This is a genomic window from Jeotgalibacillus aurantiacus (assembly GCF_020595125.1).
Lineage (GTDB): Bacteria > Bacillota > Bacilli > Bacillales > Jeotgalibacillaceae > Jeotgalibacillus > Jeotgalibacillus aurantiacus.
In genome coordinates, this window is record NZ_JACNMS010000003.1 from 124,901 (window position 1) to 137,813 (window position 12,913).

Consider the following 12,913-nt stretch of genomic DNA (forward strand, 5'->3'; position numbering starts at 1 on the left):
ATTCTTCAATATATACCCTTCTTTTTATAGTATAAAAGTATGTGTTTTAAAATTTTTCCTACTTATCAGGGGTGGTCCGACGTGTCAGTTATTTAAAGGGTGATTAAATGAAGAAGAGAGTTGGAGTGGGTGAAACTTTATCTGGAGATGTCTTTTGAAAGAATTCCTTCATTCGTTGAAGTTATTCAGTCTTTTTAAAAAATGTATTCGCTCGTTTGAGATTTTAATTCCTTCTTTCTGGGATTTAATTCATTCAGTAGCGCTGTGACCTGCCTTTATTCCTTCATTCAAATTCTGGATTCTTTCATTACCCCGATCGGATTCCTTCACTCCAGATAACGATTCCTTCACTTCATCCGCAACCACTGTTTGACGCGATACAGGACTGTGAATGTTCATTTTGTCACTTTCCGCGACAAACCAGATCCACACTAACTCCATACAAAAACCCCTTCCACAAAGGGAAGGGGTTCGAAGTCATCGATATTATTTCTCTACGTCAAAGCGGTCTGCATCCATGATCTTCACCCATGCAGCAACAAAGTCTTTTACGAACTTTTCTTTGTTGTCGTCTTGTGCGTAGACTTCTGCAAGGGCACGAAGAATGGAGTTAGAACCGAATACAAGATCAAAGCGTGTTGCCGTGCGAACAACTTCGCCTGTCTTGCGATCGCGGCCTTCATACTGGTTAAAGCCGTTTGGCTTCCACTCAACACCCATGTCAAGCAGGTTGACGAAGAAGTCGTTTGTCAGTGTACCGACGCGGTCTGTGAAGACACCGTGCTTTGTATCGCCATGGTTGTTTCCAAGAACGCGAAGTCCACCAACAAGTACTGTCAGTTCAGGTGCAGTCAGACCTAGAAGGTGAGCTTTATCTACAAGCATTTCTTCAGGGCTGAGGCTGTATTCCTTCTTCTGATAGTTGCGGAATCCGTCAGATACCGGCTCAAGAACGTCAAAGCTGTCAACGTCTGTTTGCTCCTGCGTTGCATCGCCGCGGCCAGGTGTAAATGGAACCGTTACGTCCACACCTGCATCCTTCGCAGCTTTTTCAACAGCAGCTGTTCCGCCAAGTACGATCAGATCAGCGAGGCTGACTTTCTTTTCAAACTCACCCTGGATTTTTTCGTAAACAGCAAGCACTTTTTGAAGCTGTTCAGGCTCGTTTGCTTCCCAGTCTTTTTGCGGAGCAAGACGGATGCGGGCACCATTTGCACCACCGCGCATATCTGTTCCGCGGAATGTGCTTGCAGAAGCCCATGCTGTTTTCACAAGCTCACTTACTGTTAAACCTGAATCAAGGATTTTCGCCTTTAAGTCAGCGATTTCAGCATCAGAAAGTGTGTAATCTACTTTCGGTACCGGATCCATCCATACTAGTTCTTCCTCAGGTACTTCTGGTCCGAGGTAGCGGTCTTTTGGTCCCATATCACGGTGAAGAAGCTTGAACCATGCGCGTGCAAAGGCATCAGCAAATTCATCCGGATTCTGGTGGAAACGGCGTGAAATCTTTTCATATTCAGGATCCATTCTCATCGCCATATCAGCAGTTGTCATCATTGTTGGAACTTTTACAGATGAATCTTCTGCATCAGGTGCCATATGTTCTTCCGTTTGGCCAACAGCTTTCCACTGGTATGCGCCTGCAGGACTCTTAGTCAGCTCCCACTCGTAACCGAATAACAGATCATAGTAACCGTTATCCCATTTCGTCGGGTTCGCTGTCCATGCACCTTCGATACCACTTGAAATCGTATCGCGGCCTTTTCCGCTCTTATACGTGCTCTTCCAGCCAAAGCCTTGATCTTCGATTTCTGCCGCTTCAGGAAGTGCGCCTACGTGCTCATCAGCATCGCCTGCACCGTGAGATTTACCGAATGTGTGTCCACCTGCAGTCAGTGCTACAGTTTCTTCATCATTCATTCCCATACGGGCAAATGTCTCGCGGATGTCACGTGCACTTGCCAGTGGATCCGGCTTTCCGTTAGGACCTTCAGGGTTAACATAGATCAGACCCATCTGAACAGCGGCTAATGGATGCTCAAGATCGCGGTCTCCGGAGTAACGGTTGTCCCCAAGCCACTCTGTTTCTTTACCCCAATATACATCTTCTTCCGGATGCCAAACGTCTGCACGTCCTGCTCCGAAACCGAATGTTTTTAATCCCATTGATTCAAGTGCCACGTTACCCGTTAATACAAGTAAGTCAGCCCATGAAATCTTATTTCCGTATTTTTGTTTAATTGGCCATAGCAGACGGCGTGCTTTATCAAGGTTTGCGTTATCCGGCCAACTGTTCAGTGGAGCGAAACGCTGCTGTCCAGTGCTGCTTCCTCCGCGTCCGTCACCTGTACGATACGTACCGGCTGCGTGCCATGACATACGAATAAATAATGGACCATAATGACCGTAATCAGCTGGCCACCAGTCCTGGCTATCTGTCATTAAATCATGAAGATCTTTCTTTAATGCATCATAATCAAGCTTTTTGAATTCCTCCGCATAATTAAAATCTTCACCCATTGGATTAGATTTCTTATCATGCTGACGAAGAATGCTCAAGTCTAACTGGTTTGGCCACCAGTCTTTGTTCGTTGTACCGACTTTTTGTGTTGTGATTGCACTGTCCTCAGAAGACTGTCCAGTGATTGGGCAAGTGCCGCCATTGTTTTCGTGATCCATGTTTTATTCTCCCTTCTAAAGTAAAAATATTAATGGATCCTTGATCTGACTGCGTTTTGCAGCAAGAGAAAGGATTATAATCGTTCTCAGATTATAATTATAATAAACTAGCTTTCGAATTGAAAGAAAAATGCATCACTTAAAATGATTATTATTTAAGATGGAAAATAATCTGTGACACACAATTTAAGAATAATAGAATAGATGACTTAAAACAAATTTTAAGCGACCTGAATTTGCTGGTGATGTTATCCAGATGACGTATCGAATTAGGGAATCATTTCCCGTCACGGCTATTACGCGATATACTTTCTGTGAAAGATACATAGCGGGAGGCAGGCAGATGAGCAGTACACACAGTCGTTTATTACAACAGCCGGTTCATAAAGTTTTTTATCAATATTTCTTTCCATCACTGCTCGGCATGATGCTCATGTCTGTCAATATTCTCATTGACGGCATTTTTGTTGGTAATGGGGTAGGGGAAATTGGTCTTGCCGGGGTAAATCTGGCGATGCCTGTTTTCTCATTGATTTTTTCTATTTCTCTCTGGATCGGAATTGGAGGGGGCACTGTCTACTCTATTAATATGGGAGAAGGCAATGTTGAAAAGGCAAGAGGAGTCTTTTCTCAGGCGCTTGCCAGTACGATTTTGATTTTGACTGCGATTGGCCTCATTGGTTATTTCAATGTTGAAACCATTGCAGGTCTCCTTGGTGCCAATGCTGAAACACTAGCGCCAACGGTTGATTATTTAAGCGTATTATTCAGCCTTGGCTGGTTAATTGCCCTCCAGCAGCTGGTCAGTATTTTCGTGCGAAACGATGGGGGACCGACGTTATCCATGGTAGCGCTTGGTGTGACGGCACTTGTTAATATCGCACTGAATTATTATATGATTTTCGTTCTCGGACTTGGCGTGTTTGGGGCGGCCCTTGCGACGGTGCTCGCGAGCGTCGTTGGATTGTTCGTCCTACTCGTTCATTTCTTACGCAAGGATTCCAACCTCAGAAGGTTTTCGTTTAAATGGTCATGGGGCGCACTCGGTCTGATTTTCGCGATTGGGTTTCCGAGCTTTTTAGCAGAAGCGGGCGTGCTTGTGTTTGTGACAGGTTATAATCTGGCCATCGTGAACCTGCTTGGGACAGCAGGGGTTGCGGCGTTTTCGGTCGTCAACTATTTACACGGATTTATGTTCCTTGCGTTTTTTGGTATTGAATCCGCACTGCAGCCGATGATCAGCTTTTATCACGGAGCCAAAGAAAAGTTGCGGATAATCGACAGTGTCAAAATTGGTGAAAAGGCATCGTTCATTCTTGGAGCGCTGCTGCTAACGATTGGCCTTATTGCGGCACCGTTACTCGTTTCTTTGTTCGGGCTTCAGTCAGAGGAGGTCAAGGACCTTGCTGAAACCGGTGTACGCTTGTTCTTTATCGGATATGTGTTCCTCGGATTCAATTTTGTTTATATGACCTATTTCCAGTCGATCGGAAAAATCAGGACATCCACGCTGATTATTGTTTTGCGTAGTTATGTGTTTCTGCCGATTCTCCTGTTTGTACTGCCGACGTTTTTTGGTGCAACAGGCATCTGGCTATCCGTGCCGATTGCTGAAATGCTGGTAACAGCACTGATTTTGATGTTTGCAAGGCGGGATGTTGTAGGACAGAGTTGAGTGCTTGTTTGCCGCGGAGTGGGGTTTAATTTGAGTCAGGTGTGTTTCGCGGGAAAATGGACGTCCGTTGGTGTGATGAAATTCATTTCGCTAGTGAGGGAATCTATTCTGGTTATGAAGGGATCCACTTGGCTAAATGAAGGAAAAAGGAAGGCAGGAGGGTGTAGTGAAGGGATTAATTTCTGAAACGAGGGAATCCGTTTTTCAAAAGCCTGAATCCATTTCCAGAAAGATGGAATCATTCGATGGAGTGAAGGAATTCCGCAACGGAGCCAACTTGCGCAACCCACGCCCGCGAAACCACCCGTCTAAAATGTCGAGTACCTCCGCGTCCAACCTTCCTTCCAAACAAAAAACCGGCACCGCTCAAGTGAGCAGTGCCGGTTTTATCGTTCATAAGTTACATTATTTCACCGCAAGCTCTTTTTCAAGGGCTTCGATGCGCTCTGCGACGACGTCTTCGCTTAGTCCGTGACGCACGCTGTAGCGGTTGCGTTCGTGCTTCGTACACTCGATTGTGCATCCGCCTAAGTGCTTCGCTTCATTCTCTTCTGATGCGAGAATCTGCTTGTTGCACTCCGGGTTCGCACAATTAATGTAGCGTTCACATGGTGTGCCGTCGAAGTGGTCTTTGCCGACTACAACGTGCTCCACCTGGTTAATCGGAACCGTCAGACGCTCGTCAAAAACGTACATCTGGCCATCCCATAGCTGACCTTTTACTTCCGGATCCTTACCGTAAGTCGCGATTCCGCCGTGAAGTTGTGCTGCGTCCTCAAAGCCTTCGCGCACAAGCCAGCCGGAGAATTTCTCACAGCGGATTCCGCCTGTGCAATATGTCAGTACGCGTTTACCCTCAAGCATATAGCGGTTTTCGCGTACCCAGTTTGGCAGGTCACGGAATGTTTCCACATCCGGACGAATTGCGCCGCGGAAGTGACCGACATCATATTCATATGTGTTACGCGCATCCAGAACAATTGTGTCCTCGCGCTGCATTTCTTCGTAAAATTCCTTAGGTGACAAATAGCGGCCTGTTAATTCATTTGGATTAACATCATCCTCAAGACTTAGGTTAACAAGCTCCGGACGAGGACGTACGTGCATCTTTTTAAAAGTATGCCCTTCAGCCTCATCAATTTTAAAGACGATTCCTTCAAACATAGGGTTGTTTCTCATGGCTTCCATGTAAGCATCTGTCTGCTCGATTGTGCCTGAGCAAGTACCATTGATGCCTTCATGCGCAACTAAAATACGGCCTTTAAGTCCAAGCTCTTTACAGAAAGCAAGGTGCTCTTCCGAAAAAGCAGCCGGATCTTCAATCGGCGTGTAGTGATAATACAATAAAACTCGATAATCCACGTTTTTTTCCACCTATCATTTTATTTTGCAGGAATAACCTGATGGGTTTGAACCGTCTATTACTTTACTCCATTTCAGGCCCGTTCGTAAAGAGGAAAACCTGAACTTTCCATGAATTCTTTTCCTGGTTTACAGCCTGAAGCGCAATAAAAAGGCGATGAATTCCTTTTGAATGGTGAATTGATCTTTTGTCACAGCGTAAATGTAGGCTTTTGGCAGTTTAAATGTATCCGTCTGCACTTCAAGCAGTCTTCCCTCCAGCAGCTCCCGTCGGACAGAGGAAGAAGGGAGGTAGGAGACACCAAGCCCCTCCTCAATAAACCGCTTTGTAATATGAGTTTGAGACACCTTCATCATTTTGGCAGCCGGATAAAAGACTTTAATCGTCTGCGCCAGCTCGTCCCAGTACCCGGGATGATTATGCGTGAGTAAATAATGAGAGGACAAAAGCTCCTCTTCCTCTAAAGGATAAGCCGATTCCGCATCGCGTCCATCATGTGGTGCTACCATGATGACCTGATCTGTAAACAGCAGCTCACTTTTTAAATCGGACTGGTGACTTGGCAGGCAGGACAATCCGAGATCGACATCCCCATTTAAAACAGCTGCTTCAATCTCTTCAGACTCAATGATTTTGACTGAGATCTCAAGCTCAGGATGAACCTTTAAAAATTGCTTCAGCACATACGGCATCAGATGATCAGCGATGAGGGGTGAAATCGCCAGGCTCATTTTCGAAGAATAGCCTTGTGTAAAAGACTGAAGCTCAGCTACTCCTGCCTCATAACGATCGAGTAATTCTCTGGCATGTCTGAGATATTTATGGCCAGCCTCTGTTAATTTCACTTTTTTACTGGACCGGTCAAAAAGCGTCGTGCCGAGTTCCTTTTCGAGCAGTTTAATATGAACGGTCACAGTGGGTTGCGAAATATAAAGCTGATCGGCCGCCCGTCTGAAATTGTGATAGTGAGCCGCTGTTACAAAAGTGCGCAGCCAGACTAACTCCATTGATTTCACCTCTGATTAATTAATTTAATTGATATTATTAATTATATTTAATTTTATTAAATGTTATGTCCCTTTACAATAAAGTTATCAAAACAAAAAGGGGATGGATCTAATGTTTTCTCCAGGTTTAAAAGGTGTAACGGCTGCCCGCACAGCCATCAGTCATATAGATGGTGAGGCAGGAAAACTATTTTACAGAGGGTATGAAATCCGGGATGTTGCCAGTCAATATTCGTTTGAGGAAGTCGCCTATTTGATTTGGAACGGAAGATTACCGGATAAGAAAGAGCTGAATGATTTAAAGAAAGCCCTTGTTCAGCAACGGACTTTGTCTGAGTCATCAATGAGCGTTTTAACCGCGCTTCCTGACCAAATGGATTTGATGAGTGTGATCAGAACCGTGCTTTCTGCTCAGGGAACTTCAGATTACGCGTGGAAACCAACGATCAGCCAGGCAATCAGACTGACGGCACTCGTGCCAACCATTATTTCAAACCGGTTGCGGCTTCTAAATGGAGAGTCGCTGATTGAACCTGACAGCTCACTGGATCATGTTGAAAATTACTTATATATGCTCACGGGCAAACAGCCTTCAACAGCAGTAAAAGCTGCGCTCGAAACGTATATGATTCTGACGATGGAGCACAGCATGAACGCATCCACTTTTTCAGCAAGAGTCACAGCATCCACGGAATCGGACCTTGTGTCAGCGATAACAGCTGCCATCGGTACGATGAAGGGACCGCTTCACGGGGGAGCGCCGTCCGGAGTGATTGATCTACTCAATGAAATCAGTACGAAAGATCGCGCGGAAAAAGTGATTCGCCAAAAAATAACGATTGGAGAAAAACTGATGGGATTCGGCCATCGCGTTTACAAAACACATGACCCGAGATCAGTGGCACTGCGTGATAAACTCACTGAATCCAATGGCGCAGATGAGTGGCTGGATTTGGCTCTGCACGTAGAGGAAACTGCGATCGCCGTACTGGCAGACCTGAAGCCAGGACGCGCGCTGTATACGAACGTAGAGTTTTATGCCGCAGCCATTATGAAATCCATCGATCTTCCGGCAGAACTATTCACTCCTACTTTCACCGCCAGCCGCATCGTTGGCTGGACCGCGCACGTGCTGGAGCAGGCGGAGGATAACGTGATCTTCAGACCTCAGGCCGAGTATGTTGGGGAGTTGAAGTGATGTAGCCTGGATGAGGTTCGCAAGATTTTGTCTGAGTTTCGCAGGATTTTGGTATTGTTTCGCAAAATGATGAGTGAGGTTCGCGGAATAATGGAGCGGTTTCACAGGATTTTGCCGCTGGTTCACAAGATTGTGATATTTGACCTGCATGTGGAATGTTCAGTCGCCCCTCTTATCTATAAAAATATTTATCATTTAAGTCATTTTTTCTAATTTGTATTATCGATTATTCCGCCTTAAGATAAAGCTGTAATCAATCACAGGGAGGAATTAATCATGACGAAAAAAGTATTAATGGTTTTAACAAACGCATCTGAAATGAAGGATGGACATAAAACGGGTCTCTGGCTTTCTGAATTTGGTGAAGCCTATGTGGAATTTGATCGTGAAGGTTACGACATCACAGTGGCGAGTCCGGCAGGCGGTCAAACACCAGTCGATGCACGCAGTCTTGAAGGAGAAGTGTCAGAGGACATTCTTGAAACAAAGCGCCATCTTGAAAACACTATTGACTTAAGAACAATTGAGGATTTCAGCGCTTATGATGCGATCTTTCTTCCAGGTGGACACGGTACGATGTTTGATCTGCCAGGCAGTGAGGTACTTGGCCGCGCCCTTCGTGAGTTATATGAAGCAGATAAAACGGTTGCCGCAGTGTGCCACGGTCCTGCCGGTTTAGTTGGGGCGACGCTATCAGACGGGTCACCTCTTGTAAAAGGCAAAACAATTGCCACATTTACTGACGAAGAAGAGCGTGCAACAGGGCTGGATATTTATATGCCATTTATGCTTGAAACACGTCTTCGCGAGCTTGGTGCTAACGTTGTTTTAGCCGATAACTTCACGGCAAACGTTCAAGTGGACGGTAAGCTGATCACAGGTCAGAATCCACAATCAACCGTTGGCGTGGCAAAAGCTGTTATTGATTCGCTAAACGGGTAAATAAGATGAAGGCCGGTTCTTATTGGAGCCGGCTTTATTTTAAATAGAGAGGAGAAGTAAGATGATCATTATTCAGGCGATTTTAACTGCAAAAGAAGGACATGAAGCAGCATTGCGTGAGGTTGTGCAAGATGTTGTTGCCCCTTCGCGTTTGGAGTCAGGGTGTGTACTATATACACTTCATGAATCAACAGAAAATGAAGGTACGTTCGTGTTTTACGAAAAATGGGCGGATCAGGAGGCCTTCGAGGCACATATGAATTCGGAGCATTATCTTGCCTATCGTGAGAAGAGTGCGGCGCACACAGAGTCGAGGGTGGTTCACCGGTTAAAGGAATTATAAAAAGAGCAGGGCTGCCTGCTCTTTTTGTGTGGATGTTTTGAGTTTGACGCGGAAGAGAGTTGTGCGCTTGGAGCATGCAGACTCGGCCGCGTTCACGGAATTCCCTCATACACTCTGGTTATTCAGGCTTTTGAAATTTCGATTCCTTCTTTCTGGAAAATGATTCACTCGTTTCAAAAATTAATTCCCTCACAACGTGTTGAAGCACTCATTTTCCCTTCAACATCCCGTCTGATTGCTTCACAACAACCCACGGATTCCTTCTTTTCAAAAAAGGATTCCATCACTCACTTTTCAAAGCATCAACCAGCTTTTGGATCATCGGGTCATGCCTGCTTTCAGTGCGATAGGCCAGATAGATGACATTGGTTGCGCTTCGCTCCGGCGCAACGACCCGCACTTGACCAAGTTTCACCGCTTCTTCTATAAAATAGGACGGCAGGACACTGATACCGTGGCCTGCTTTAATACCGGACAAAATGGCTTCCATATTTGGCAGGATCAGATCTGGGCGGAACGTGGGCCGCTGACCGAAATGAGTCTGATAATAGCGGCGGATAATGGGCAGTTCAAGACCGAAGCTCAGCCAGCTTTGCTGATCCAGCCATTCATTTAGATCACCAACTGGTTCATCTACGGATGCAGGTGCAACAATCACAAAATGTTCTGTTTCAATCGGAATATATTGAACGCCTGATTCCCTGCTCCGTTTTGTAGAAATAATAAAGTCCAGCTCTCGATTGACAAGTCGCTCTGTCAGAGAATCCGCCAGCCCAAATGTTGCGATGAATTGTGCAGCCTCCATAGGTAAATTGGGGATCACGCGTTTTGATACATATTCAACCGGACCGCCAAATTTTAAAAGAGGTCGTGTCAGATCGGCGCCAGCCTGATGCTTCGCCTCCAATGAAATTTCCTCCAAACGGTCAATCAGTCCAATCACCTGCGTATAAATCTCCTTACCCTTATCAGTCGGAATCATTTCCCTTGGCGCACGAATGAAAAGAGATTCCCCAACTTCCGCCTCCAGTGCCGCAATATGCTGACTGATGGCCGGCTGCGTCAAAAAGCGTACGCGGGCTGCTGCGGAAACCGATCGCTGCTGATAAACATGTATAAAACTCCTGTACCATTCAAAATCAATCATCGTCCTCGTCCTTTACAAAAGAATGTTATGTTCAGTTTAAATCGAGGTCTGGTATAAGACAAATAAGATTTGATGTGATTTTGGATAAAAATATTTATTGGTGTGTGGATGAATCTTTTTCGCATTTATTTATGTAAAATAACTGGATACATAAAAAGGAGTGTTTACATGAACATCAGACCCGCACAACCACAAGACATCCCGCAACTGATTAAAATGAGGTGGGATTTTACGATTGAGCATGATGAGACAGGGAAGGTGAAGGATACCTCCTATCAGGTTTTTGAAGAGGAATGCAGGGCTTTTTTAGAGAGCGCGATTGAAGGTCAGAAGTGGTGGATCTGGGTGGCAGAAGAGGAAGGTAAGGTGCTTTCACACATTTACACGGAGCTGGTTGAGAAGGTGCCGCGTCCTGGCCGGGTAACGTATCCGATTGTGTTTATGACAAATGTATATACGCTGCCTGATTACAGAGGTAAAGGGATTGGCAGTAAGCTGCTGACAGCTATTCATGAGTGGGTTGAGGAGCATCGATATGAGTTTGTGATTGTCTGGCCGAGTGAAGACAGTGTAGACTATTACGAACGGAATGGCTATAACCGCGCCACGGAACCGATGGAATATTTCCCGGAGTCATAAATAAAAAAGTCAGGCTTGCGCCTGATCTTTTTCTACAGTGAGACCGTGCTCTCTAAAGCCTCATTTTTCACTTCGACAATAAGTTCTTTGTAAATATAGTCTCTCCCGCCGTGCTTTTCATACCAGTCCCGGATCCTTTGGACGTGTGCCTCATTCTGCTTGATCCGCGTTTCGATTTCTACATACTGGTCATAATGATCGTATTCCCAAATGGCAAAGATTTCGGTCAGATTCTCATCCTGTTTTCTCATCCAGCGTCCAACCAGGCGAGAGCCATTTTTAAGCTGGTTGGGCAGGTTTGTATCATTAAAATGCTGGTTGAAAGCATCAACAAATTCATTTTTTACGAGATAGTATTTTCTGCGATAGAACATAAGTGACCTCCGCTTAAGATTTTACCTTATAATCTCAAATATAATTATTTGTGTAAATAGAGATCTTTTTCATTGGATTGCCCTCGAAATAAATGGGGTATAGTAAACGTAACTTTTAGTTTACATGCTAAGGCGGTTGATGATCATGGACGAGTTTGAGAGATTAAGAATTGAAAATGAGGCATTAAAAAGTGAAATTGAAGATTATAAAAAGATGGTGAAGGAACTGTCTGCGCCGATCATTCCATCCATAGTGCCGAATACGATTCTCGTCCCGCTGAATGGCACGCTGAGTGGGGAGCGTTTTCTGCAGATTCAGCAGAAAGTGGCTGAAAAAATTCATCATGAGGATACGTCTGCTGTACTGATCGATTTTACAGGAATAGACGAGCTGGATTTTGACAGCAGCGGAGAGTATCAGCTGTTGAGTAATCGGATGAATGATCTGGTAAATGTACTGAAAATGATGGGAGCGGAGACGATCTTTGTGGGCTTTTCACCGAAGCTTGCTCAATATCTTATTCAGATGAATCCAGTAGCCTTTAAGGAAACGCAGGTGTTTTCCTCGTTTAAAGCAGGACTTCAATACCTGTTACAAAAGAAAAAATTAAAGCTTACTTTACAGGCAGAGTAAAAGCACAGAGCGGATCTGTGCTTTTATTTATGCCATCCATTGACAAAATAATCGAGTACTTCAAGCTCATCTTCCTCGGGTGATTTCTCAAGACGCACCTCAAGCGCTCTGACCATGTCCTCACGATTTCCCTCGTGCTTTGTAACGAGTTCAGCCAGCGTCCGTAAAAGTGTGGCCTCTTTCTGAAACTCCTCTTTTGAAGCCGGCTTCCAATGGGAGTAAACGTACGTTTCGGCATCAAATTGATCGAGCGTATCCAGGAGCTTCACTGTGTTTTCAGCGTCATAATACCACTTTGGCGCGTACATTTTCTGGGCCGTGCAGTCGGCCAGAAAGAGAAGTTTTTCTTCTTTTACATAGACGACCACACTATCCTCTGCATGATCCCCGCCAACCTGTCTCAGTATGCATGTGATGCCGCCTAAATCAAGTGTCAGTTCATCTTCAAAAAGAATATCCGGCAGTACAATACGAATATCCCGCTCCTCTTGAAACTCCTCCTTGATCGCTTTGGCGCAAAATTCAATTTCCACACCTGAAGCCACCCGTTCGTCAATTGCCTGATCATCCCATGTGAAATCAACGAGCTCTTCCATCGCTTTTTTCGTATCACCGGAGGAAATGATCGGGGTGGAGAGGGCAGCGAGTCCGAAAATGTGATCCCAGTGCCAGTGCGTCACGACGGTTAAGGTCGGTGCAGGAAACCCCGCTTCTTTTAAATGCTGTAAAAACAGCTGCGCATGTGCTACGGAATTTCCTCCATCAATCAAAAGCGTATGGCGATCCCCTCTGACAGCCATTAAAATCGGCCGGTCTGTTTCACTGACAGGCGTCATGTAGGCGGTGTTATCTGATAAATGAATCAATTGCTGTGTCATCATATCATCCTCTCTTCTCACAATATTGTAC

13 protein-coding genes are annotated in these 12,913 nt (G+C 45.2%); 6 read left to right on the top strand and 7 right to left on the bottom strand.

The genetic code is table 11. The annotated features are described in order from the left end of the window. Positions 1-249 precede the first annotated feature (249 nt). Together H7968_RS10130 and katG are read right to left on the bottom strand one after the other, a co-directional pair. Positions 250-441: a hypothetical protein gene (locus tag H7968_RS10130; RefSeq protein WP_227396038.1), complete on the bottom strand. Its 192-nt coding sequence runs from the start codon at positions 439-441 to the stop codon at positions 250-252. A 45-nt stretch (positions 442-486) separates the two neighbouring features. Continuing rightward, positions 487-2,682 (bottom strand): catalase/peroxidase HPI, encoded by a 2,196-nt coding sequence (katG, locus tag H7968_RS10135; protein ID WP_227396039.1) that lies wholly within the window; start codon positions 2,680-2,682, stop codon positions 487-489. Positions 2,683-3,025: 343 nt separating this feature from the next. Between katG and H7968_RS10140 the strand changes: the two genes are divergently transcribed. Then, positions 3,026-4,357, top strand: a complete 1,332-nt coding sequence (locus H7968_RS10140; protein ID WP_227396040.1) for an MATE family efflux transporter — start codon at positions 3,026-3,028, stop codon at positions 4,355-4,357. Positions 4,358-4,762: 405 nt separating this feature from the next. Here the strand turns inward: H7968_RS10140 and trhO are convergent, their stop codons facing one another. Both trhO and H7968_RS10150 read right to left on the bottom strand, forming a co-directional pair. Next, positions 4,763-5,719 (bottom strand): oxygen-dependent tRNA uridine(34) hydroxylase TrhO, encoded by a 957-nt coding sequence (trhO, locus tag H7968_RS10145; protein WP_227396041.1) that lies wholly within the window; start codon positions 5,717-5,719, stop codon positions 4,763-4,765. A gap of 129 nt (positions 5,720-5,848) precedes the next feature. Further along, a complete protein-coding gene (locus H7968_RS10150; protein ID WP_227396042.1) occupies positions 5,849-6,727 on the bottom strand; it encodes a LysR family transcriptional regulator in 879 nt (292 codons plus the stop codon). A 112-nt stretch (positions 6,728-6,839) separates the two neighbouring features. Between H7968_RS10150 and H7968_RS10155 the strand changes: the two genes are divergently transcribed. The 3 genes from H7968_RS10155 to H7968_RS10165 all read left to right on the top strand — a co-directional run bounded on the left by H7968_RS10155 (position 6,840) and on the right by H7968_RS10165 (position 9,210). After that, complete coding sequence (locus H7968_RS10155; RefSeq protein WP_227396043.1) at positions 6,840-7,925, top strand: citrate synthase/methylcitrate synthase; 1,086 nt, start codon at positions 6,840-6,842, stop codon at positions 7,923-7,925. Between the two features lie 276 nt (positions 7,926-8,201). Beyond that, complete coding sequence (locus H7968_RS10160) at positions 8,202-8,867, top strand: type 1 glutamine amidotransferase domain-containing protein (protein ID WP_227396044.1); 666 nt, start codon at positions 8,202-8,204, stop codon at positions 8,865-8,867. Between the two features lie 61 nt (positions 8,868-8,928). Next, a complete protein-coding gene (locus H7968_RS10165; RefSeq protein ID WP_227396045.1) occupies positions 8,929-9,210 on the top strand; it encodes a putative quinol monooxygenase in 282 nt (93 codons plus the stop codon). Positions 9,211-9,493: 283 nt separating this feature from the next. On the opposite strand, the gene H7968_RS10170 is transcribed toward H7968_RS10165, so the two are convergent. Then, positions 9,494-10,357 carry a LysR family transcriptional regulator gene (locus H7968_RS10170; RefSeq protein WP_227396046.1) on the bottom strand — a complete coding sequence of 288 codons (864 nt, stop codon included), beginning with the start codon at positions 10,355-10,357 and terminating at the stop codon, positions 9,494-9,496. Between the two features lie 168 nt (positions 10,358-10,525). Between H7968_RS10170 and H7968_RS10175 the strand changes: the two genes are divergently transcribed. Beyond that, the gene (locus tag H7968_RS10175; protein ID WP_227396047.1) at positions 10,526-10,996 is read left to right on the top strand and encodes a GNAT family N-acetyltransferase; all 471 of its coding nucleotides are present in this window, start codon (positions 10,526-10,528) and stop codon (positions 10,994-10,996) included. 32 nt (positions 10,997-11,028) lie between these two features. Here the strand turns inward: H7968_RS10175 and H7968_RS10180 are convergent, their stop codons facing one another. After that, a complete protein-coding gene (locus H7968_RS10180; protein ID WP_227396048.1) occupies positions 11,029-11,370 on the bottom strand; it encodes an NIPSNAP family protein in 342 nt (113 codons plus the stop codon). A 145-nt stretch (positions 11,371-11,515) separates the two neighbouring features. Between H7968_RS10180 and H7968_RS10185 the strand changes: the two genes are divergently transcribed. After that, on the top strand, positions 11,516-12,004 hold the full coding sequence (locus H7968_RS10185; RefSeq protein WP_227396049.1) for an STAS domain-containing protein: 489 nt from the start codon (positions 11,516-11,518) through the stop codon (positions 12,002-12,004). Positions 12,005-12,027: 23 nt separating this feature from the next. Here H7968_RS10185 and H7968_RS10190 read toward each other — a convergent pair whose 3' ends face one another. Beyond that, the gene (locus H7968_RS10190; RefSeq protein WP_227396050.1) at positions 12,028-12,885 is read right to left on the bottom strand and encodes an MBL fold metallo-hydrolase; all 858 of its coding nucleotides are present in this window, start codon (positions 12,883-12,885) and stop codon (positions 12,028-12,030) included. Between the last annotated feature and the right edge of the window lie 28 nt (positions 12,886-12,913).

Excerpts from the sequence above, each read along its gene's own strand:
- H7968_RS10180 (WP_227396048.1), bottom strand. The coding sequence starts at position 11,370 with ATGTTCTATCGCAGAAAATACTATCTCGTAAAAAATGAATTTGTTGAT.
- H7968_RS10140 (WP_227396040.1), top strand. The coding sequence starts at position 3,026 with ATGAGCAGTACACACAGTCGTTTATTACAACAGCCGGTTCATAAAGTT.
- katG (WP_227396039.1), bottom strand. The coding sequence starts at position 2,682 with ATGGATCACGAAAACAATGGCGGCACTTGCCCAATCACTGGACAGTCT.
- H7968_RS10185 (WP_227396049.1), top strand. The coding sequence starts at position 11,516 with ATGGACGAGTTTGAGAGATTAAGAATTGAAAATGAGGCATTAAAAAGT.
- H7968_RS10155 (WP_227396043.1), top strand. The coding sequence starts at position 6,840 with ATGTTTTCTCCAGGTTTAAAAGGTGTAACGGCTGCCCGCACAGCCATC.
- H7968_RS10150 (WP_227396042.1), bottom strand. The coding sequence starts at position 6,727 with ATGGAGTTAGTCTGGCTGCGCACTTTTGTAACAGCGGCTCACTATCAC.
- H7968_RS10175 (WP_227396047.1), top strand. The coding sequence starts at position 10,526 with ATGAACATCAGACCCGCACAACCACAAGACATCCCGCAACTGATTAAA.
- H7968_RS10165 (WP_227396045.1), top strand. The coding sequence starts at position 8,929 with ATGATCATTATTCAGGCGATTTTAACTGCAAAAGAAGGACATGAAGCA.
- H7968_RS10130 (WP_227396038.1), bottom strand. The coding sequence starts at position 441 with ATGGAGTTAGTGTGGATCTGGTTTGTCGCGGAAAGTGACAAAATGAAC.
- H7968_RS10170 (WP_227396046.1), bottom strand. The coding sequence starts at position 10,357 with ATGATTGATTTTGAATGGTACAGGAGTTTTATACATGTTTATCAGCAG.
- H7968_RS10160 (WP_227396044.1), top strand. The coding sequence starts at position 8,202 with ATGACGAAAAAAGTATTAATGGTTTTAACAAACGCATCTGAAATGAAG.
- H7968_RS10190 (WP_227396050.1), bottom strand. The coding sequence starts at position 12,885 with ATGATGACACAGCAATTGATTCATTTATCAGATAACACCGCCTACATG.